The following is a 20,686-nucleotide window of genomic DNA, read 5'->3' on the forward strand; positions in this document are numbered from 1 at the left end:
TATAAAAGCAATCCCAGTATCAGCGCAGTTATATACAGCTGCACGCTATTACACATCAGTTCCACTTTTACCGTCATAATAGCTTCAGCCTCATGGCTTAAATCACAACCCGATTGCGCCCCTGCCGTTTGGCAGCATAAAGTGCGGTATCCGCCCTGTTCAGCAGCTGCTCTGCCGTTGTTTCAGCTGTAACGATTTGAGCACAGCAGCCCACACTGATCGTCACATGATCAGCAACCTGTGAATAGCCATGCTCGACATCGATTGCCTCTACAGCAGCGCGCATTGCTTCAGCCACCCGTGCCACGCCCTCTGCATCTGTTTCAGGCAAAATGGCTGCAAACTCTTCACCACCGTAACGTGCCAACAGATCACCGGGGCGCTTAATCACCTGCTGCAGTGCCGCGGCCACCTTAATCAAGCACTCATCCCCTTTGCCATGACCATAGTGGTCATTGAACGGCTTGAAATAGTCGATATCCAGCATAACAAGGCCCAGCGGCTTGCCACTGCGCTCAAGACGTTTCAGCTCCCGTTGCAGTGATCGATCAAAGTTGCGCCGGTTAGCCACCTGTGTCAGACCGTCCACATGCGACATATCTTCCAGCATGTCCGTTTTGACCTTCAGGTTCATGTGATTGCGTACTCTCACCTTCACGATATCAGCATCGAAAGGCTTGGTGATGTAATCAACTGCCCCCAAACTCAGGCCTTTTTTCTGATCCTCAACTGCATCCATTGCCGTCACGAAAATGATCGGAATGTGATTGGTGATCGCATTGTTTTTAAGCTCACGGCACACCTGGTAACCGTCCATCTCCGGCATCATGATATCCAGCAGTATCAGATCCGGAGGATGACTTCCACGGGCAATATCCAGAGCCTTTTGTCCTCGGTTGGCTACTTGAATTGTGTAGTCATCTTTCAACAGGTTAGCCAAAATCCGAATATTGGCCGCCATATCATCCACAATCAGCAGTGACCGTTTTTGTGCAACCGTCAACTGTGCAGTGCTTGGTTTTTCTGCTGCTTCAGCAGCCGCAGCTGAAGGTTCTGCAGACACCTGGCGGGTTTGCAGCCATGGGCGCAGATGGTCAAACAGCTGTTGTGCTGAGAACGGTTTGCCCAAGTGATCATTCATGCCAGCCTGAAGAGCCTTTTCACGGTCTTCAACCAGTGCTGCCGCGGTCAGGGCAATGATCGGAACCTCTGTATTGAAGGTTCTAATCGTACGAGCTGCCTCATAGCCATCCATAACCGGCATCTGGATATCCATCAATACCAGGTCATATTGTTCACGGCGAGCCTGCTCCACACCTTCGGCACCGTTTCCAGCCAGGCTGACCGTCAGCCCCATCTGCTCCAGCTGTGACTGAACAACCTGCTGATTGATCGGGTGATCCTCTACAACCAGCACCTTTTGACTACAGAAGCGCTCGGCAAGCGACGGCAGTTGTACCTGGTTCTGTTGATACAGGTGCGAAAGGGCATCGTAGAGTGAAGAGCGATGCACCGGCTTGGGCAGATACTCAATATCATCTTCACCATAGAGCTGGATGTCTGATTGGTCATGCGCCGATACCATCAGCATTGCCGGCAGCTGACGCAACATACCGGCTTCCTGCATCACCGTGCGGATCGTGCGCAGCGCATTAAGGCCGTTCATTCTCGGCATTTCCCAGTCCATCAGTACAACATCGTAGCTCTGCTGATGTTTGAGTCGCTGTTGCACCCTTTCTACCGCCTGAATGCCGTCTTCAGCTTCGTCGACCACAAACTGCCAGGACTCAAGGATTTCGCGTAGAATTTGGCGTGCTATGGGCTGATCATCCACCACGAGCGCATGACATGCACCGTTTTTACAGCGAAGTGGCTGTTGTAAGGATTGCTCACTGGTTACAGCCAAAGGCAAACACAGCTCAAAGCTGAAGCAACTGCCCACACCGGCTTCACTGTGAAGGTGAATTCCAGAACTGCCCATTAGCCTTACCAGCCGCTGACTGATAATCAACCCCAATCCAGTGCCACCATGACGCCGCGTGATTGAGGTATCCGCCTGGCTGAAAGCCTTAAACAACCGCTTCTGCTGCTCGGGTGTCATACCGATCCCGGTATCACAGATGCTGAAAACAAGCTCGGCTTGCTTATCCTGTATCGCTTTCGCTTCTATCAGCAGTTCCACCGTGCCCTGCTCGGTGAACTTGACGGCATTAGCCATCAGATTGGTCAAAACTTGGGTCAGGCGCAAATAATCCCCTTCGTACGCCTCAGGCAAGTCCGGCTGCAGGTGCAACACCAGTTCAAGACCCTTTTGGCTAGTGGGAAGCGCAAACAGCGACGCAAGCTGCTGCAACACGTCACTCAGCCTGAACGGGTGCGATTCAAACTCCATTTTACCGGCTTCAATTTTGGAGAAATCCAGCAGGTCATTCACGATTCCAAGCAACAGCTTGCCCGAGTGATGAATCTGAAGAGTACGCTGCTGCATGTGCAGAGGCTGTTCCTCTCCTAGCTGCAACTCACTCAGTCCGATAATGGCGTTCAGGGGAGTGCGAATTTCATGACTCATGTTAGCCAGGAACTCGGACTTGGCCTGGTTGGCCTGATCAGCTTTAGTTTTCGCAGCTAACAACTGCTGGGCCTGCACTTCCTGTTTTTCCAGCAGCTGATTGAAGGCACTTACCAGCAACCCCACTTCATCTTTTCGTGCAACCGTTAACGGTTTAACTTCAGAAACGTTTTTCAGCATGCTGGCTATTTGGGTCGCTGAGTTTTTCAGGTCGCGCAGCTGCCGCTTGATCAGCCAATACGCCAGTAATGCCACCACGACCAGCATCGCTGTGACAGCCATCACAACTTGCAACAGCAATGCTTTGACCGGTTCCAATACCATGGCCGCAGGAAAGGTATGTACCACAACCCAGCCCGTTTGCTGTAACGGTGTCGCTGTATACAACAGTGATTTCCCGCCGCCATTGGTCATCTGACCCTGCCACTCTTTTTGCTTCAGGCGATTGGGCAACGTATTAAAACCCAACTGCGAGATATGTCCCATGACGTATTCTCGCTTTGAGCTGGTGACTACAAGATCGCTTTCGAGATCCAACACCCACAGTTCACCTTCATCACCGATGGTTTGCAGTGATATCTCGGTCAGCAGGTTGTCTTCAGCCAAGCGAGTTGAACCAAGCGTCATGCCAAGCAATTGGTTGCGCCGGTTCAATATGGGTACGCTGATCAGAAAAACCGGCGAGTTGACACCTCTACCAATGAGTGGCTTGGAAATATACGGCTGTTGCGTCCGCAATACGTGTCGGTAATGTTCACGGTCTCTCAGATCAATGCCAACACGCCCTTTTAGTACCGGGGAGTCAACCGAGAGCACACCCTCTTTACTGAGCACCAAAAGGCCATTATTAAAATGTTCATGAAGCTGCAGGCGTGAGTCCAGAACAGCCTGCATGGCATCAAGCGGCAGTAATTGCTCACCATCATTGAGCAACCCGGCCAAGCCTTTCAGCGTACGCGTGCGCACTTCCAGCCCGTGATCAATACGGCGTGCCACAAGGTCCGTGTAGCTTTTTTGATGCTCTAGCAGGAGGCTACGGTTATGCTGTAACACCAGCCACTCGACCATTGCCGTAAGCAATAGCGTCGTCACAAGAACAGACGCCAGCGTAGTCAGCAGCAATCGTTTGCTTAATGAGCTGGATACTAGCCTTGGCATTATTGGCTACTCTGTGTTGGCTGAAGTATCAGCCGAGACAGGATTTCTGCAGCCTGCTCAAACTCGAAATCATCCAGTGCCTGACACAAATTACGCCAATGCTCATGAGCCTCTTCCGGCAATTGCTCAGCCAGTGCCTGCAGCTCAGACTCATCAATAAATTGACTGTTTTGTATTGCCGCCAGCAAGGCCTGCAACTCAGATTGGACTGACCTGTTCTGCGTATTACTCCGCCCTGGCTGAGCTTGCTCGACAGACTCTTCATTTACAAGCCATCGTTCTATCTCCGCTGTCGTCTGCTGCAGGCACTGTTCTAACGCACTGACCTCAGTTTCGGTTGGGACCTCAGACTGTTTCAATGCGCGATCAAGTGAGGTTGCCAAAGCCGCAAGCGCCTGCAAAGCCAGATTACCGGCAACGCCTTTAAGACTGTGCGCCAACTTTTGCAACGAGGCGATTGCCTCAGGAGAGGGTTTGGTTTGCAAATGGCGAAGCTTGCCAGGAAGTTGTTGGTAATCCGAGCCAAGCTGCTGCAGGAACTCCTTCAGAACCTTCCTGTACAGCTGCCGGTTGCCACTGAGCATGGCCAGACCGGCACCTGCATCAAAACAACTGGAAGGTGTAGCCTCCCTCACTGACTCAAAAGACGTTAGGGCCGGGTCAGACCGTGTATCGGTGGCAACACTTTGGACCGCCTTGGACTCTTTTGCTTCCGCTTTCAGCCACTGTGCCAACACCTGCTGCAGCGCCTGAGGATCGATGGGTTTGGAAAGATGGCTGTTCATACCCGCAGCCAATGCTTTGGCCTGATCTTCAGCCATTGCTGCAGCCGTCAAAGCGATGATTGGCAATTCACAACCACGCGCGCGCAACTGCCGGGTGGCCTCGTAGCCGTCCATGACCGGCATTTGAATATCCATCAGGAGCAGGTTGAAATCAGACTGTTCAACCAGATCCAACGCCTCAGCCCCCTGTTGCGCCACTGTTACCTCAAGCCCCAGCTTTTCAAGCAAAGATCTGGCGACCTCCTGATTAATCGGGTTATCTTCAACCAACAGAACTCTGCCTTGCAGCGAATGATTTTCGTCCAACGTCTCTGACTTCTTGTGCAGCAGCATTTCCTGCTCAGAAGCGTCACAGGCACGCAAGGGAAGAATAAAAGTGAAAACAGACCCCTGCTCCGGCTGACTTTCAAGCTCAATACCGCTGCCGCCCATCACTTCCACCAGGCGTTGGCTGATCACAAGCCCCAACCCGGAGCCACCGTGTTTGCGGGTTACCGAGTTATCAGCTTGGCTGAAAGCATTAAACAGTTTTTGCCGCTGCTCTTGCGTAATACCGATGCCAGTGTCCAAGACACTGAATTTAAGCCATTGTCGATCCACTGACGACTGGTGTGTAGAAACTACAAGCTGGATGCTTCCCTGTTCAGTAAACTTGATGGCGTTGCCGATCAAGTTGGTCAGCACCTGTCTCAGACGCAACTCGTCACCGACAAAGGAGTCACCCACCACTTCATCAATACGCATTGATAACTGCAAATTTTTGCGACTCGCCATATCGGCAAACAGACTGTTGAGGTTATCCACCAAACCCGTTAAGAAAAATGGCTGGGGATCGATCGAAAGCTTACCCGCCTCAATTTTTGAAAAGTCGAGAATGTCATTAATAATTCCAAGCAGCAAACGCCCGGAGTGATGTATTTTTCGTAGCCTGTCATGCAGAGTGGTCAAATCCTGTTCATCCACACTGATTTGGCTAAGACCGATAATACTACTCATGGGCGTACGGATTTCATGGCTCATATTGGCGAGAAACTCGGACTTGGCACGACTCGCTGTATCTGCAGCTGCACGAGCTTCAGCAAGCGCCTGTTCAACCTGCTTGATCTCGGAAATATCGGCGTGCGTCCCCATCATGAAAACGGGTTTTCCAGCATCGTCACGTCCCGTAACTTTGCCTCGCCCTTGAGTCCAAAGCCAATGTCCTTCGGCATGGCGTAACCGAAACTGAACATTGAAGCCATCGTCCTGCTCGATACTGCTCATCACATCAGACATCATGTTCTGAAGATCATCAGGGTGTATCAGCGCCTGGAACTTTTCGAGCGTCACTGCAAACTCATCAGGCTCATAGCCCAGCATTGAGTAGGCTTCTGGGGACCAGTTAACCGCATTGGTTAACAAATCCCAGGCCCACAGGCCTGTGTCCGTTGCCTCCATGGTAAGCTGGAATTGAGCCGTGGTTTCCGCCAGTTTCAGCTCCTGCTGTTTTCGCTCGGTAATATCGTAGATATAACCGTTCCAGATATTTGAGCCATCAACCATCCTTTCGGGCGTGGCACGCCCTTCGAGCCAGCGCTCGCCTGTTTCGGGGTGGTTATATCGATACTGTTCTTCCCAAACCGTTAGCCTATCAGCAGACTCCCCTATACTCGTGGCAACCCGTTCAGCATCATCAGGGTGTAAACGCTCCAGTACAATTCGAGCGTCTTTGGCTACCTGTTCGGGAAACACTCCATAAACGTCTCTGATATTCGCAGTTGCAAAAGGGAAGCAGCTGCTGCCATCTGGATACAGCCGATATTGGTACAACACCCCCGGCACGTTTTCTGCAAGCCGGTTCAGTTGTTGTTTTTGCTCATGTTCAGCCGTTATATCGGTATGTGTGCCGATAACACGCAACGGTTTGCCGTCAGCGTCAGCACTGAACACCTTGCCTTTGTCCTGAATCCATTTATAACTGCCATCCTTGCAGCGCACGCGGTGTGTGTTTTCGTAAACGGATGTTTCCCCTGAAAAATGTCGCTCAAGGTCTGCATAGGTTGCCGCCTTGTCGTCCGGATGAATACGCGAGTCCCACTCATCGAGCGAGTCTCCAATTTCATCCTCAGAGTAGCCCAGCATCGATTTCCAGGTCGGCGAAAAAAACACTTTGTTTGTCTGGGCGTTCCAGTCCCAGACACCCTGTTGCGTGCCTTCAAGCACAGCTCGCCAACGTTGTTCATTTTCTGTGGCATCGAGGGCGGCTTGAACGTCTTCTTCATGTCGTTTAAGTAGCTCACGCCAACTTTCATAAGCCAGCCCCACCAAATCTTTCTGATGCAACAGGCCTACCACCTCACCCCGTTTATCCGTGACCACCAACCGCTTTAACCGGCGTTCCTGACTCACTGTTATGGCCTGCTGGATGGTCAAGTCTTCCTCAACTGTAAACGCAGGTGCCGACATGAACTCAGTCACCGGATGCTGCCAGTCAGCATGAGTTTGTAATGCACGTGTAATATCGCTTTGAGTAATGATGCCGATTGTTTTATTAGGCAGCGATATCAAGGCTGCAGAATGGCCAGCGCTATGCATTTTCTGCATGGCCGCCCTTAGAGTATCGCCTGGTTCGAGATGAGAATAATGCGTAAGTGTAATCAGATCCTTGATACGGACAGTTTCTGCCATATTCTGAGGGTCAATTCGGCTTATCAGATCCGTGTAGCTGACAATACCAACCAAACTCTCATCCTCGTCTACGAGGCACAGGTGTTCACTTGGGGAGCCTCGCAAGGCTACAAGACCATCAGCTACACTTTCGGTTGGTTTAACGCATGAAACCCGAGGCAGACCTGCCTGTGACAGCGGAGCAGAGAAATCCGCCTCTGCCAAACGTAACCTGATCACGGTTTGCGTCGTGATGATACGTAGCCCATCCGCCGTAACCACGACCACATCATGAATCGAGTGCGCAGCCATCAGGCTGACAGCAGCATGGATAGTATCGGATTCAGCCAACGTGACAACGTCACGACTGGCGATGCTCGATAGGGGGGCAAGCAGCATCACTACTCCAGAGCTGGTACGTCAATACACACCAGACTTGACTGCCTTGTGTCAGGTCTGTGGACCGCTATTGAATCACTTTCCCCTGTCTTTGTCAGTAAATTAAGACTGTTGCAAGCTGACCAACTCTGCCGGAACAGGCTTGCCCATCAAAAAACCTTGCATGCTGTTGCACTGGTGAGTCTTGAGGAAATCGCGCTGTTTTTCAGTTTCGACCCCTTCGGCCAGCACCTCTACACCCAGACTTCGGCCCAATGCGATTACCGTCAGGATAACCGCTTCATCCTTGGGATTACGGCCGATGTCGCGGGTGAAGCTCTTGTCGATCTTGAGTCGATTCAGCGGCAGGTACTTGAGACGGTCCAGTGAGGAGAAACCGGTACCGAAGTCATCCAACGCCAAGTGATACCCCGATAGACGCAAGCGCTGCAGCTGTTGAATCACAAAATCAGGGTCCTGTTGAATCATCGACTCGGTGATTTCCAGTTCAATGCGCTTGCGTTCAAGACCAAACCCGTCTGCCAGTGCATTCAGGCGCGGGATAAAGTCGGCCTGTAACAGCTGATGCGGTGAAATATTGATCGCAACCAGCGGAACATCCAGCCCCTGCTCCAGCCATCGAGACATCTGCTGACAGGCCTGTTCGATCACCTGCCACCCCAACGGCACAATCAGTTGGGTTTCTTCCGCCAGTGGGATGAACTGGTCTGGCCCCAAAAGTCCACGTTCCGGGTTTTGCCAGCGCACCAATGCTTCCAGACCACAGAGACGATCATCATCCAGGCGGTACTGTGGTTGATAGTGCAGCACCAACTGATGTTCCTGCAGTGCCTGGCGCAGATCCTGTTCGACTGAAAAGCTTTGCACCGCATCCGAGGTTAACTGCTCGGAGTACAACTCATAACGATCCTTGCCCCGCGATTTGGCGCGGTACATGGCCGTATCAGCATGCTTGATCAGGCTGTCGGCATCACGCCCATGTGACGGGCACAGGCTGATACCAATACTCGCGGTCAGCTGTAGGCTATGCTCGGCAACCATATAGGGACGGCCCACAATCAGCAGGATCCGCTGAGCCTCGGCAATGGCACGCTGCGCGGCACCGGGTACCAACAGAATGAACTCATCCCCTCCCATACGGCACAACTTACAGTCTTCTGGTGTTTCCACACGCATCTGATACGCCAGCTCCTGCAGCAGACGGTCCCCTACCTGGTGCCCCAGGCTATCGTTGATAAGCTTGAATCGGTCCAGATCGATGAACAGCAACGCAAAGGGACGGTCAGGTGTTTTCAGCCACTCTGTCAGCTGCTCCTGCATACGGGTGCGATTGGGCAGCTCGGTCAGGTCATCGTGTCGGGCCTGCCAGGCAAGATCCAGTGTTTGTTGCTGCACCCGCGCGACCAGCAGGCGTTCACGATTGTACATCGACAGGATCAGCAAAGAGGCCAGAGCGCCAAGGCCGACCAGCAAAACCTGCAGATAGAGTGCCTGACTGATCGGGTGAGCGGCCAGATAGTCAGGCCCGGCCACTGCCTCCACCTGCCACTCCTGCTGCGTCAGCAGCACCGGAAACCCCTGACTCAGGCGCACCCCCTGGGAGCCGGCCTTGACTGTGTCGTAGAACGAACCACCAAATCGCTCGGAGACTCTCAAGCCCACATGTTCGATGCCTGACTCCTGCAACGCGGCATCAAAAAACTGTGCCACCGTGAAGACGCCCACAATGAAGCCAAGCAGTTCACGCCGACTCTGCAGCAACTCTGCCCCCGTCTGACGGTAAACCGGTTGCAAAATCAGCAAACCCGGCTCATTCGGTGCCTGGGTCAGATTCAGAATACCGGTTGCCACCGCCTGACCGCGTGACTCAGCCTGCAGTACCCAGCGACGGCGATCTTCCAGCGAGTAGAGGTTGAACCCCAGTGCGGCCCGGTTCTGCTCCAGCGGCTCGACATATTGCACCGGAATCAAGACCTCTTCAGACGGCGGGGACTCACCATAAATGGCGTACTCGGGGTTACCCAACAGATCACGTGTACGCTGCTCGAATTCGGTCCGTTGCGAACGCGGTACAAGCGGGTCCCAGGAGTAGGCGCGCAGCGCAGGGTTGTCCTGCATATGAGCAAATACCAGCTCTCGAAACTCCTCTGGCTTCAGATCGGGTCGGCTCGCAATTTGCTGCTCCAAACGGGTCAGATCACGCAGATTCTGCTGGATGGTTGCCTGTATGCGTGCATCGATGAGTTGAACGTCCTGACGAAAACTGCGCTCCAGCAAGCTGGACAGGTGAGACAGGTAGTACTGATTGATCACGACCAACGCCAATAAGGTTCCCAACAGCCGTACCGACAATACCCAACGGCGAGAGGCAGCGTCAGACTGGGGTGCCGGCAGCAGCGAGAGAAACAGAGGGGTACCGAAAACCGCACCAAAGCTGTCGCCCAGCCACCAGCTGACCCAATCCAGCAGCAGTCCCAGACTGCCACCGGACTGATTGATATACGTGACCGCAAGCGTTCCCAACGTGGCATTCAGGGTGCAGGTCAGCACCCCGGCAAAGAGCAGAAAGCGCAGCATCCAGCGCTCATTGACAGGCAACAGTGGATCAACACCGAAACGGCGTATCAGGTATGCCGCCAGGCCGGTTTGCAAGGCAGCCCCGCTGGCAATCACCAGTGCGGTCAGCAGGTGTCCCGTCTCTGGCAGGCTCCAACCGTTGGGCAAAATCAAATTGACCAACAGACTGCCGAGCCACACCCCCGGCAACATCTTCGTACCAAAACGCAGTACAACAGCAAGTGCGAGGCCTGCCGGCAACCACAAGGGTACGATCTGGTCGTGTAGTCCAGTGGTGGAGAAGCCGAGTCCAAGGATCGCATAAGCGACGGCCAGTAACAGATTGGTAGCAATTCTGTTGGAGCTGTGACACACGACTGATGAATTCACAGTATCCACTGCACTCCCTGCAGGTCAGAAGGTTGAGACCCGGGTATTAAACATTTGCTCGATCATACATCAAAAGCCAAGACTGGGTATCTTCTCCAGTTGTTACAGATCAACCTTGCGGTGCTGCCAGCAACACCTCCAGCTCTGCCACGGGCAGAGGCTTGCTGGCCAAGTAGCCCTGATACTGGTGACAGCCAAGCGTGTTGAGCAGGCTGCGCTGAGCTTCGGTTTCAACCCCTTCTGCCAGCACCCTCAAGCCAAGCTTGCGCCCCAGTACGATAATGGTTTCGACGATGGCACGGGCCTCATCACTTTCGAGCAGGTCATCCGTGAAGGATTTGTCGATTTTGAGCAGATCCAGTGGGAAACGTTTCAGGTAAGCCAGAGAAGAGTAGCCGGTACCGAAGTCGTCGATTGCCAGCCGTACGCCCAGTGCGCGCAGCTGCTTCAACATGGCCACCGGCTCAAGGTTGGGCGCCATCAGTGCGCTTTCGGTCAGCTCCAGCTCTAGCAGCTCTGGTGCAATACCGGTCCGCTTCAGTGCTTTGGCAACCTCATCCGGCAAGCTGTGATAACGCAGCTGCTGCGGTGACACATTGACTGCCACACGTGGGATATGCAGCCCCGCTTCCTGCCAGCGGACAATCTGATCACAGGCTTCGTTCAGCACCCAGCGGCCAATATGGTCGATCAAGACCGTTTGCTCGGCGATCGGGATAAAATCGATGGGTGAAATCAGCCCACGCTCAGGATCCTGCCAGCGGACCAGCGCTTCCACCCCGGTCATTTCACCCGTTTCCAAAGACCATTGCGGCTGATAATGAAGTCGAAGTTCATTGGCTTCTATGGCGTGGCCCAAGCGTTGCTCCAGCTCCAGACGCTGGCGAGCAGCCTGAGTGAGATCATCACTATAGAAGCTCAGGCTGCCGCGCCGCTCCTTGGCTCGAAACAGAGCCGCATCCGCCTGCTGCAAGAGGTCTTCCGGTTTCTGTTTGAGATTGGTGATCAGGCTGATGCCGATACTGGCACCGACCCGAACCTCCACACCGTCGCTCAGCGTAAAGCTGCCGTCAAACTGTCGAATCAAGCTTAAGGCCACATTGGCTGCATCGCTGCCTGAAGTTACATCCTCAAGCAATACCGCAAATTCATCGCCGCCCAAACGGAACAGCATATCTTCGTCACGCAGACGCAGTTTCAATCGCTGCGCTGCCTGCTCCAGCAACTGATCACCCACCAGGTGACCAAAGCTGTCGTTTACATCCTTGAAGTTATCCAAATCGATCATTAGCAATGCCGAGATACGCTTGTGGCGGCGGTTGTAATGAATACAGTGCCCCAACTGGCTGAACAGCATCTGTCGGTTGGGCAAGCCGGTCAACAGATCATGCAGTGCCTGATACTCAAGCCTGGACTCACTTTCTTTCAAGCGACTCAGATCCGTATACACACCCACGTAGTGATTGATGTTGCCACGCGGTCCACGTACCACGCTGATGCTGAGCAGAGCCGGGAATACTTCACCATCACGGCGTCGACTCATGATCTCGCCCTGCCAGTGGCCGCACTGGTCCAGCTCGTGCCACATCTGTTCGTAAAAGGCACTGTCATGACGACCGGAGGCAAACTGGTGCGGCGTGCTATTAACCAGCTCTTCCTCCGTCCAGCCAAACACCTCGTTGAACGCCGGGTTGACCTGGATAATGTGCTGGCGAGCATCCGTGATGACTACCGCTTCACGGGTACTGTCCAGTACGGCCGAGGCACGCTCCAGACGTACTTCCTGTTGCTGGCGCTCGGTCACATCGGTCAATACACCTTCGATGTGCAGAACATTGTTCTGACGGTCCCGCTGCACATGAGTATGATCTTCTACCCAAATCACCTCATCCGAGCCCAGTTGAAGTCGGTACAACTGGTGATATTCATTTTCGTTGCGTTCAAGGTATCCTTCAATCTCAGCATTAACCGTGTCCCGATCATCCGGATGAATCAATTGCTCATAGTTGATTTCCCCCTTAAGCAGGCTCGCAGGCTCAATCCCCCAGCGGCGCACATTATCGGACACATAGGACACGGGCCAGCCATGACTGTTCTCCCAGCGCATCAGCACAACAGGGCTTGCATTGATGACCTGATTGGCCTTTTCCAGTGCCTGATCACGCGAGTGGTTGGCCAGGGCAAAGCTGATGTCATGGCTGAGTTCATCCAATGTATTCACAACTTCATCGGTGAAAAAGTCAGCCTCGCCGGCATACAACGTCATCACCATCGGCCGGCCGCCGGCATCATTCAAGGGCAGGACAATGGCGGCATGGATATCAAGACGCCGCGCCAGCTGATACCAGGGCTGGAAGCCGGGATCGATAAAGATATTGTTTGCCAGCATGCGCTCACCCTGCCGGATAGCGGCCATGGTGAGCCCCTGTTCTGGATAGTTACGGCACAAGTGCAACAGCATTGGCAAGCTTTCTCCGCCGAAGCCGGCACTGGCCAGTGGTTTCAGCTGGCCACTTTTATCCAGCTGAGCCATCCAGGCAAATCTCAGCTTGCCAAAACGAACGGCAATATCACAGGCGCTTTGGAAGATCCGATCCGGGGAGTGGCGTCGCACAATCATCTGGTTGGTTTGCGACAGCATATTGTACAGGTTGGCCTGACGCTGGATCAGGGCCTCGTTACGCTTACGCTCAGATATATCCTGCATGATGGCCAGCATCCAGCCACCGTTTTCACGCTCAATCTGAACATCAAGCCGGATATCCACCAAATGGCCTTCTGCGTGGCGCAGTTGTTTTTCGATCTGATAGCCATCCCTCAGGCCGTCCAATAAAGCCTGAAACTGGTACTCTTCCTCTTCAAGCAGGTGACCTGGGGTCAGCTCACGCCAGTCTGTTGCCATGAATTGATCGCGCTCATAGCCCAGCATCCGCAGTAGCTCATCGTTGACGCGCACCCAGCACCGGGCGACGGGGTCATAGATGCCCATCCCGATCAGCGGCATGTCATAAAAGCGCTGCAGAATTCGGTCACGTGCATCCAGGTCCGCCTTGGTCTGCAAACTCAACCTCAGTCGTTGCTGGCGCCAGAGCAGCAACAGGATGAGCCCCACCGTGAGCATGAATATCATGCCCAGCAGCAACATCCAGTGCAGCAGGGTATCAAGTGGCGCGAGCACCTCATCACGATCACGTTTGATTACCAACGCCCAAGGAGAATTGGCGACGGTTCTGTAAGCCGCCAGCACCGAGACACCCCGGTAGTCCTCTCCAGCAACCTCACCCGAGCCACCTGAAACCAGTGCGATGGCTCCAGGAATTGTTTGCTCGGCCAGAGAAATGGTTTGCGTCATAGGCCGAGCATCGCTGTGCTTCAGCGGTGAAATATAGACTCCTCGGTCCCCTTTCGCCTGCAGCAACAACAGTTCCGCACTGTTTCCACTTAGCAGCCATTCAGACAGTATCGGCTGCAACGAAGTTTCAAGCGGTCGATAAAGCTCCAGCGCGATGCGATCACCATGGCTGGGCCTAGACAGGCGCACCCAAGCTGTCGCCTCTTCATCCTGCAGCAGCTGCAGCCAATCTCTCTGGCTAATTCTGAAGGGCTTGAGCGTATTACCATTAGCCTCTATACGAGGGACCACTCCCAGCTGAAGCGGCTCCCTCCCCGGCAAGTGGATCTCGGCCCCGGAATAGCCCAGCCCCTGCAACAGGCTGGAAACGGCCTGCTGCATGTGTGCAAAGCGCTCTGAATCGGGAATAACTGTACTGCCGCCAGCTTCCAGCAGCTGCTCAATGGCACCCAACTCCCGACTGCTCTGCTCCAGCCATTGACTGATTTGCGAGCTTTTCAGCTCGGAAACCTGGCCTAGCCGATCAAGCTCACGCTGCTGGAGTTCGGGGCCATAAAGCCGGGTGACCGACACAGCCAGCAACGGTACCACCAACAGCAGCGTAACAAAGGCAAACACGAGGTGACGCTGACGCCCAGGCGCTCCGTGGCTGGAGCGCTCGTCAAAGCGATAATGGGTCAGGGCCAGGAAAATCAGGGCAGCACTGATGAGCACAAAGGCCACACCCTTGTAGCGGCTGACCTCAGCAAATCGGTGAAGATCGCCGGCCAGGTAAATGACAAGCTGGTCGCTGAACACAATCCACGCAACCCCCAGCAAGGCATACAGCAGCGTCAATATCTGCGGGGATCGCATTTGTGAAAGTAGCATCCTGTCACCTTCCCTGCCCAAAAGCATTGAGAATAAAATCTACCTGTCCGGCCAACCCATAGCAATCAGACCTCTGTATTAAAGCTCACCAGGGAAGAGCGCAGCCATCGTAATTGATAAAGTCTCCACTTTGTTCCTGTGTCAGCCCATTCAAAAGCGAACGCAGAGCGGTTACGCTCTCTTCCGGCGTAATCAGAGCATTGCTGCCGCCCATGTCTGTCTGAGCCCAACCTGGGTGCAATGCAACCACTTTTACCCCGGCCCCCGACAGGTCGATGGACAGGCTGCGCACCACCTGATTCAGTGCCGTCTTGGAACTGCGGTAGTAGTACCCCCCACCCGCGGTGTTATCGGTGATACTGCCAACCTTGCTGCTGAGAAATGCAACCGTCTTCAGCTCACTGGCCGCGATGCGCGGATAGAGCGCCTGCGTCAGCATCAACGCGCTAAGTGTATTGGTTTCGAGTACCTGTCGCCAAAGCTCACGCTCCAGGGTGCCAAACGCCACACCCTTGGGACCGTAATAACCCGCATTATTGATCAGCAAATCAATGGTGATGTTATCCAGCACACGATCCAGCGCCTTGATCTGACCATCCTTGTTAACATCCAGCGTATGCAGGCTGATTTGCTCGGGAAAACGCGCCTCCAGCGCCTGCAGTGCCTCGGCATGCACCAGATCCCGCGCACAGGCATGTACCTGCCAGCCATCCCGTGCATATTGATAGGCGAACTCAAGCCCCAGACCACGATTGCAACCGGTAATCAAAACTGTTCTGGCCATCTGTGCTCTCCTTGAAACATCTACCTTCAGTCAAGCAGGCCGATCACGGTCTGACAAGTTCGGACCCCTCTGGCACAATGCGTTTCTTTTTCTGCCTGGATACCGAGATGCGGATTCTTCTGCTGTCAGCCTACGATGCGGTCAGTCATCAGTACTGGCGCAAGGGGCTGGTGAATGCTCTGCCCGAGCATGACTGGACGGTACTGAGCCTGCCCGCGCGTTATTTCAGCTGGCGCATTCGCGGCAACAGCCTGAGCTGGGCCTTCGGCGAAAGAGAACGTCTGCAACAACCCTATGACCTGATCATTGCCACCTCGATGGTGGACCTGACCAGCCTGCGTGGCTTTGTTCCGTCACTGGCTCAGACGCCCTGCGTGATCTATTTCCACGAAAATCAGTTTGCCTACCCCGCGTCCGGGCATGAACATCAAAGTGTCGAGCCCCTGATACTGAATCTCTATAACGCGCTCTGTGCCGATCGCGTGCTGTTCAATTCCGGCTACAACCGAGACACCTTGCTGGAGGGTGCTGACCGACTGCTGCGCAAGCTGCCCGATCAGGTTCCTCCCGGCCTGGTGGAGCAGATACGAGCTCGCTCGGAGGTGCTGCACGTTCCTCTGCCCGAGCAGGTATTCCTGCCTGCCGCACCGGTTGAAGGCCCACTGGAGATCGTCTGGAATCACCGCTGGGAGTTCGACAAGGGCCCCGAATTGTTGCTGGCCGCAGTGGAGCGCCTGCAGACCGATCACGTCGATTTTCGCCTGCATGTGGTCGGGCAGCAGTTTCGCCGGGTGCCTCCAGTGTTCGATCAACTGAAACAGCGACTTGAATCCGGCGGGCAGCTGGGGTACTGGGGGCACATCGAGAGTACCGAAGCCTATCGTCGGTTGCTGCAACGCTCTGACGTGGTGCTGTCGACCGCGTTGCACGATTTTCAGGGCATTGCTGTTTTAGAAGCGGTCGCGGCAGGCTGTCGCCCGGTGGTGCCGGATCGACTGGCCTACCGTGAACTGTTTGCAGCCGAATATCGCTATGCCGAGCAGCAGGAAACCTCAGCACTGGCCCGAATGCTGGGCGAGCTTTCGGCCTCCAAACACCGCGGCGAGCCGATCAGGACACCTGCTGTAGAACATCTTGGCTGGCCTGCCCTGAAGGCGAGCTGGGGTCGGGTCATTGAAACCCTGACCCAAGGCGGCGCGCCGTCTCTATGACACGGGCCGATTCGGCTTTTCAAACGGCCCGTTATCGTTGATCCGTTTGATATTTTTCAAAGGCTGCAGCAACAAGTGTCCCAGCGTCAGCTCACGCGGTTCGGTAAATTCCAGCAGCCCCAGCCGCATCTGTTCGACCCCATCGGCGGGCTTGTGGCGATAGGAGCCAAAGGCGCGATCCCAGATCGACAGAAAAAAGCCGTAGTTGCTGTCGGTTTCCGGCTGATACACCGAGTGATGGATGCGGTGCATGTCTGGGGTGCAGATCAGCCAGCGCAGGCGCCGATCCAGCCCTGCAGGCAGGCGCAGGTTGGCGTGGGTAAAAATGGCCGAGATACTGAGCAACAGCTCAAACAAAATCACTGCGGCCGGTGTCAGCCCCAGCAGAATCACCACCAACGCCTTCCACAGCAATGACAAACCGATCTCCACCGGATGAAAACGCAGCGCCGTGGTCACATCCAGCTCCGGGTCGGTATGGTGCACCCTGTGCAGTCGCCACAGCAGCGGCACCCGATGGGTAACCCGGTGCTGCAGCCAGACTGCTGCATCCAGCACAACAGCCCCGATCAGCAGAATCAGCCACTGGGGGGCGGCAACCTGATTGAACAATCCGATGTCCTGATCACTGGCCCAGATAGCGGCGGTGATGGCAAAGGCACCCAACGTCAGTCGGGCCAATACGGTATTCAGCAGGGTGAGAGTCAGGTTGGTCAGCCAGCGTGAGCCTTTGGGAAAACGCCAGCTGCGCCTTGGCATGCGCCACTCGAACAGGGCACACAACAGCAGCACCAACAGAAAAGCCGACAGCCGTAACCAGACTTCAAAGGTCATTCATTTCCCCCTACCGATGGAGTTTGCTCAGGCCGCGCATTACCATGGCCGCCATGACAGCCAAACGCCCCACAAACACCGCGTTCACCCTGCGTGACTACCAGCAGGAAGCGGTCGACGCCACCCTGAAACACTTTCGCGCCGGCGATGACCCGGCGGTGATTGTACTGCCAACCGGCGCCGGTAAAAGCCTGGTTATCGCCGAGCTTGCGCGACTGGCCCGCAAGCGCATTCTGGTAATCACCCATGTACGCGAGCTGGTCGAGCAAAACCACGCCAAATATGCCGCCCTGGGGCTGGAAGCGGGCATTTTCTCCGCCGGTCTTGGCCGACGCGAATTCAATCACCAGGTTACTTTTGCCAGTGTACAGTCGATCGCGCGCAATCTGGAGGACTTTACGGATCAGTTCTCGCTCCTGATCATCGACGAATGCCACCGCGTCAGCGAAAACGATACCTCCCAGTATCAGCAGGTGATCGGCCACCTGCGGCAACAGAACCCGGGGCTGAAACTGCTCGGCCTGACCGCAACCCCCTACCGACTGGGTTATGGCTGGATCTACCGCACTCACTATCGCGGTTTTGTGCGCAGCGAAGAGCCCCGTGTGTTTGAACACTGCATCTATGAACTGCCGCTGAACTGGATGATCCGCAAAGGCTATCTGACCCCCCCCAAACTGGTGGACGCCGCCATCGCCCACTACGACTTTTCCGCCCTGACACCCTCTTCAAGCGGTCATTTTCCAGAACGAGAACTGAACAGCCTGCTGCTGAAACACCCGCGTGTTACCCGTGCCATCTGCGAGCAGATCATCGAACTGGCGGCGCAGCGTGAAGGGGTGATGGTGTTTGCCGCCACGGTCGAGCATGCCAGCGAAATTCAGAGTTATCTGCCTGCCGAGCAGACCGCCATCGTCACCGGAACCACACCGAGTGAGGAGCGCGAACGGCTGATTCGGGCGTTCAAGGTGCGCCAGTTGAAATATCTGGTCAATGTTGCCGTTCTCACCACCGGCTTTGACGCGCCCCATGTGGATTTTATCGCCATCCTGCGCCCTACCGCTTCGGTCAGCCTGTATCAGCAAATTGTGGGCCGTGGCCTGCGCCTGAGCGAGGGCAAGCGGGACTGTCTGGTGGTCGATTACGCAGGGAATGGCTTCAACCTGCACCACCCGGAGGTAGGCACACCGCGCCCCTCAACCGACAGTGAGCCGGTACAGGTGTTCTGCCCCAGCTGCGGTTTTGCCAACATTTTCTGGGGCAAGACAGACGACAGCGGTCAGGTGATCGAACACCATGGCCGCCGCTGTCAGGGTTTGCTGGAAATGGAAGGCGAGAAACCACAGCAGTGCGACTATCGCTTCCGCTTCAAGCAATGCCCCCACTGCGGGGCTGAAAACGACATCGCCGCCCGTCGCTGTCACAGCTGCAATGAAGCGATCATCGACCCGGATGACCTGCTCAAGCGTGCGCTGCAGCTGAAGGACGCCAAAGTGATTCGCTGCGCCGGCATCAGTGTCAGTGCCAGCGGCGAGTGTCTGACGCTGACCTACCACGAGGAACAGGGAGAGGAACTGCAGGAGCGCTTCCACATGGATCGTCCCGCACAAAAGGCCCTGTTCAATAACCTGTTCGGTCGCCGCTGCGGTCAGGGCAGACAGCCCCGCCGCTTCACCTCCGCAGCCGAGGTCGTCGCAAGTGAAGCATTACTGCCAGCACCCGATTTCGTAATCGCCCGCATGAGCGGCAAGAAAGGCCGCTCCGCAAAAGGGGGTGGCTTTTGGCAGGTCCGTGAGCGCCTGTTTGATTATCAGGGCAGCTACCGCAAGGCCAACTGCCTGTAAGCCGGCAGGATCAGCCCTGTCCCGCCTTGAGGCGGTCACTGAAGCTGACCGATGGCCCCAGCAGAATCGGCAGATAACGCCAGCTGAACAGCGCAAAGGCCAGTAGCCACAGCAACGCTGACAACGTAATCAACGGTGGCATCACGGCTGGCCAGAGCGCGGCAACAATCCGCGTGAGCGCCGCCAGGTGCAGGCTGAAAAACGCCAGAGTCAGTATCGGCGTTGACTCTAGCGCGCGGCCGGTATGCCCCAGTGCAGCACGCGACGCAACCGCCATGATCATGCCGCCCATGGCACCGATGGTCAGCGCATGCAAACCGGCGCTGGAGAGCCAGAAACCGGCACTGCCACCGGCCAGCAGCAACTGGCCGATACCGATCCAGCCATAGCCCAGGTGCAGCACCCACAGCAACGGTTCCGAGCGCGTCTGCCAGCCACACCAGCGCAGTACCCGTACCAGCTGCAACCCACCCGCCAGTGCCAGCAGCACTGCGGCAACCATCGACTGGGGCCAGAATACCCAGACCAGACCGGAAATCGCCGTCATCACAGCCGCAGCTGCATCCAGCGGACCAAATGCTGCCGGTAACCGTTCGGGCGTCGGCGACTGACGATTCAGCCAGTTACGGGTAAAGGCTGGCGTGATGCGCCCACCAATCAATGTAAGCAGCATCAGTACCAGCACCAGAGTCAGGTGCAGGATATCAAGAGGCGCCAGCCACTGCAGATGAAACGCCAGACTGAACAGGGTAAACAGACCGATCAAAACCAGCACCTTCAAGTTGCGACGGTTGCCTGACGCTATCAGTTCACGTCCGAACAAAATTGCCAGCACCACCCAGTACAGTGAGGCTGCCAACGCATTGAACAGCGCTGGCCAGTCCGCACCCAGCCACGCAACGGCGCGAGCCAGCAGCCAGCACAGCACCAGCAGCACCAGCGCACCGCCATGAACCGGTCGCCGCCCGGTCCAATTGGCCACTGCAGCCAGCAAAAAACCGCCTATCGCGGCGCCGACAAAACCGAACAGCATCTCATGTCCGTGCCAGAGCAATGGCGTACCCAGTGTTTCCGGAGCGGCCAGCCAGCCATTCCAGAACGCGAGCCAGCCACCAAGTGCCAGCAACGCCTGCAAAGCAACCAGCGTAAACATGGGGCGAAAGCCGTTGCTGAATATCACTTCATAATGGTTGCACGGTGTATGTTCGAGATTAACAACTGCCATGACTGGACCTCTGGTGCGTCATCCGACTATTTAAATGTATTTATTGTACACTATTAAGGTCGA

9 protein-coding genes are annotated in these 20,686 nt (G+C 55.3%); 2 read left to right on the forward strand and 7 right to left on the reverse strand.

The window, feature by feature from the left end; genetic code table 11:
* Nucleotides 1-97: 97 nt before the first annotated feature.
* The 5 genes from ACAM29_RS07925 to ACAM29_RS07945 all read right to left on the reverse strand — a co-directional run bounded on the left by ACAM29_RS07925 (nt 98) and on the right by ACAM29_RS07945 (nt 15,509).
* On the reverse strand, nt 98-3,727 hold the full coding sequence (locus ACAM29_RS07925) for a response regulator (protein WP_369623792.1): 3,630 nt from the start codon (nt 3,725-3,727) through the stop codon (nt 98-100).
* Nucleotides 3,727-7,557 carry a PAS domain-containing protein gene (locus tag ACAM29_RS07930; RefSeq protein ID WP_369623793.1) on the reverse strand — a complete coding sequence of 1,277 codons (3,831 nt, stop codon included), beginning with the start codon at nt 7,555-7,557 and terminating at the stop codon, nt 3,727-3,729. Before ACAM29_RS07930 ends, ACAM29_RS07925 begins: the two co-directional genes overlap by 1 nt.
* A 102-nt stretch (nt 7,558-7,659) precedes the next feature.
* Nucleotides 7,660-10,512 (reverse strand): EAL domain-containing protein, encoded by a 2,853-nt coding sequence (locus ACAM29_RS07935; RefSeq protein WP_369623794.1) that lies wholly within the window; start codon nt 10,510-10,512, stop codon nt 7,660-7,662.
* Nucleotides 10,513-10,612: 100 nt separating this feature from the next.
* Nucleotides 10,613-14,725, reverse strand: coding sequence for an EAL domain-containing protein (locus ACAM29_RS07940; RefSeq protein WP_369623795.1), 4,113 nt, complete (start codon nt 14,723-14,725; stop codon nt 10,613-10,615).
* An 85-nt stretch (nt 14,726-14,810) separates the two neighbouring features.
* On the reverse strand, nt 14,811-15,509 hold the full coding sequence (locus ACAM29_RS07945; protein ID WP_369623796.1) for an SDR family oxidoreductase: 699 nt from the start codon (nt 15,507-15,509) through the stop codon (nt 14,811-14,813).
* Between the two features lie 107 nt (nt 15,510-15,616).
* Here ACAM29_RS07945 and ACAM29_RS07950 point away from each other — a divergent pair, with 107 nt between their 5' ends.
* On the forward strand, nt 15,617-16,720 hold the full coding sequence (locus ACAM29_RS07950) for a DUF3524 domain-containing protein (RefSeq protein WP_369623797.1): 1,104 nt from the start codon (nt 15,617-15,619) through the stop codon (nt 16,718-16,720).
* Here the strand turns inward: ACAM29_RS07950 and ACAM29_RS07955 are convergent.
* Nucleotides 16,715-17,554, reverse strand: a complete 840-nt coding sequence (locus tag ACAM29_RS07955; protein WP_369623798.1) for a sterol desaturase family protein — start codon at nt 17,552-17,554, stop codon at nt 16,715-16,717. The two genes, ACAM29_RS07950 and ACAM29_RS07955, sit on opposite strands and share 6 nt — an antisense overlap.
* A gap of 44 nt (nt 17,555-17,598) precedes the next feature.
* Between ACAM29_RS07955 and ACAM29_RS07960 the strand changes: the two genes are divergently transcribed.
* Complete coding sequence (locus ACAM29_RS07960) at nt 17,599-19,398, forward strand: DEAD/DEAH box helicase (protein WP_369623799.1); 1,800 nt, start codon at nt 17,599-17,601, stop codon at nt 19,396-19,398.
* A 10-nt stretch (nt 19,399-19,408) separates the two neighbouring features.
* Here the strand turns inward: ACAM29_RS07960 and ACAM29_RS07965 are convergent, their stop codons facing one another.
* Entirely contained in the window at nt 19,409-20,623 is a 1,215-nt protein-coding gene (locus ACAM29_RS07965) for an NnrS family protein (RefSeq protein ID WP_369623800.1), read from the reverse strand.
* Between the last annotated feature and the right edge of the window lie 63 nt (nt 20,624-20,686).

It is taken from the genome of Marinobacterium sp. BA1 (assembly GCF_041155135.1).
Lineage (GTDB): Bacteria > Pseudomonadota > Gammaproteobacteria > Pseudomonadales > Balneatricaceae > Marinobacterium > Marinobacterium iners.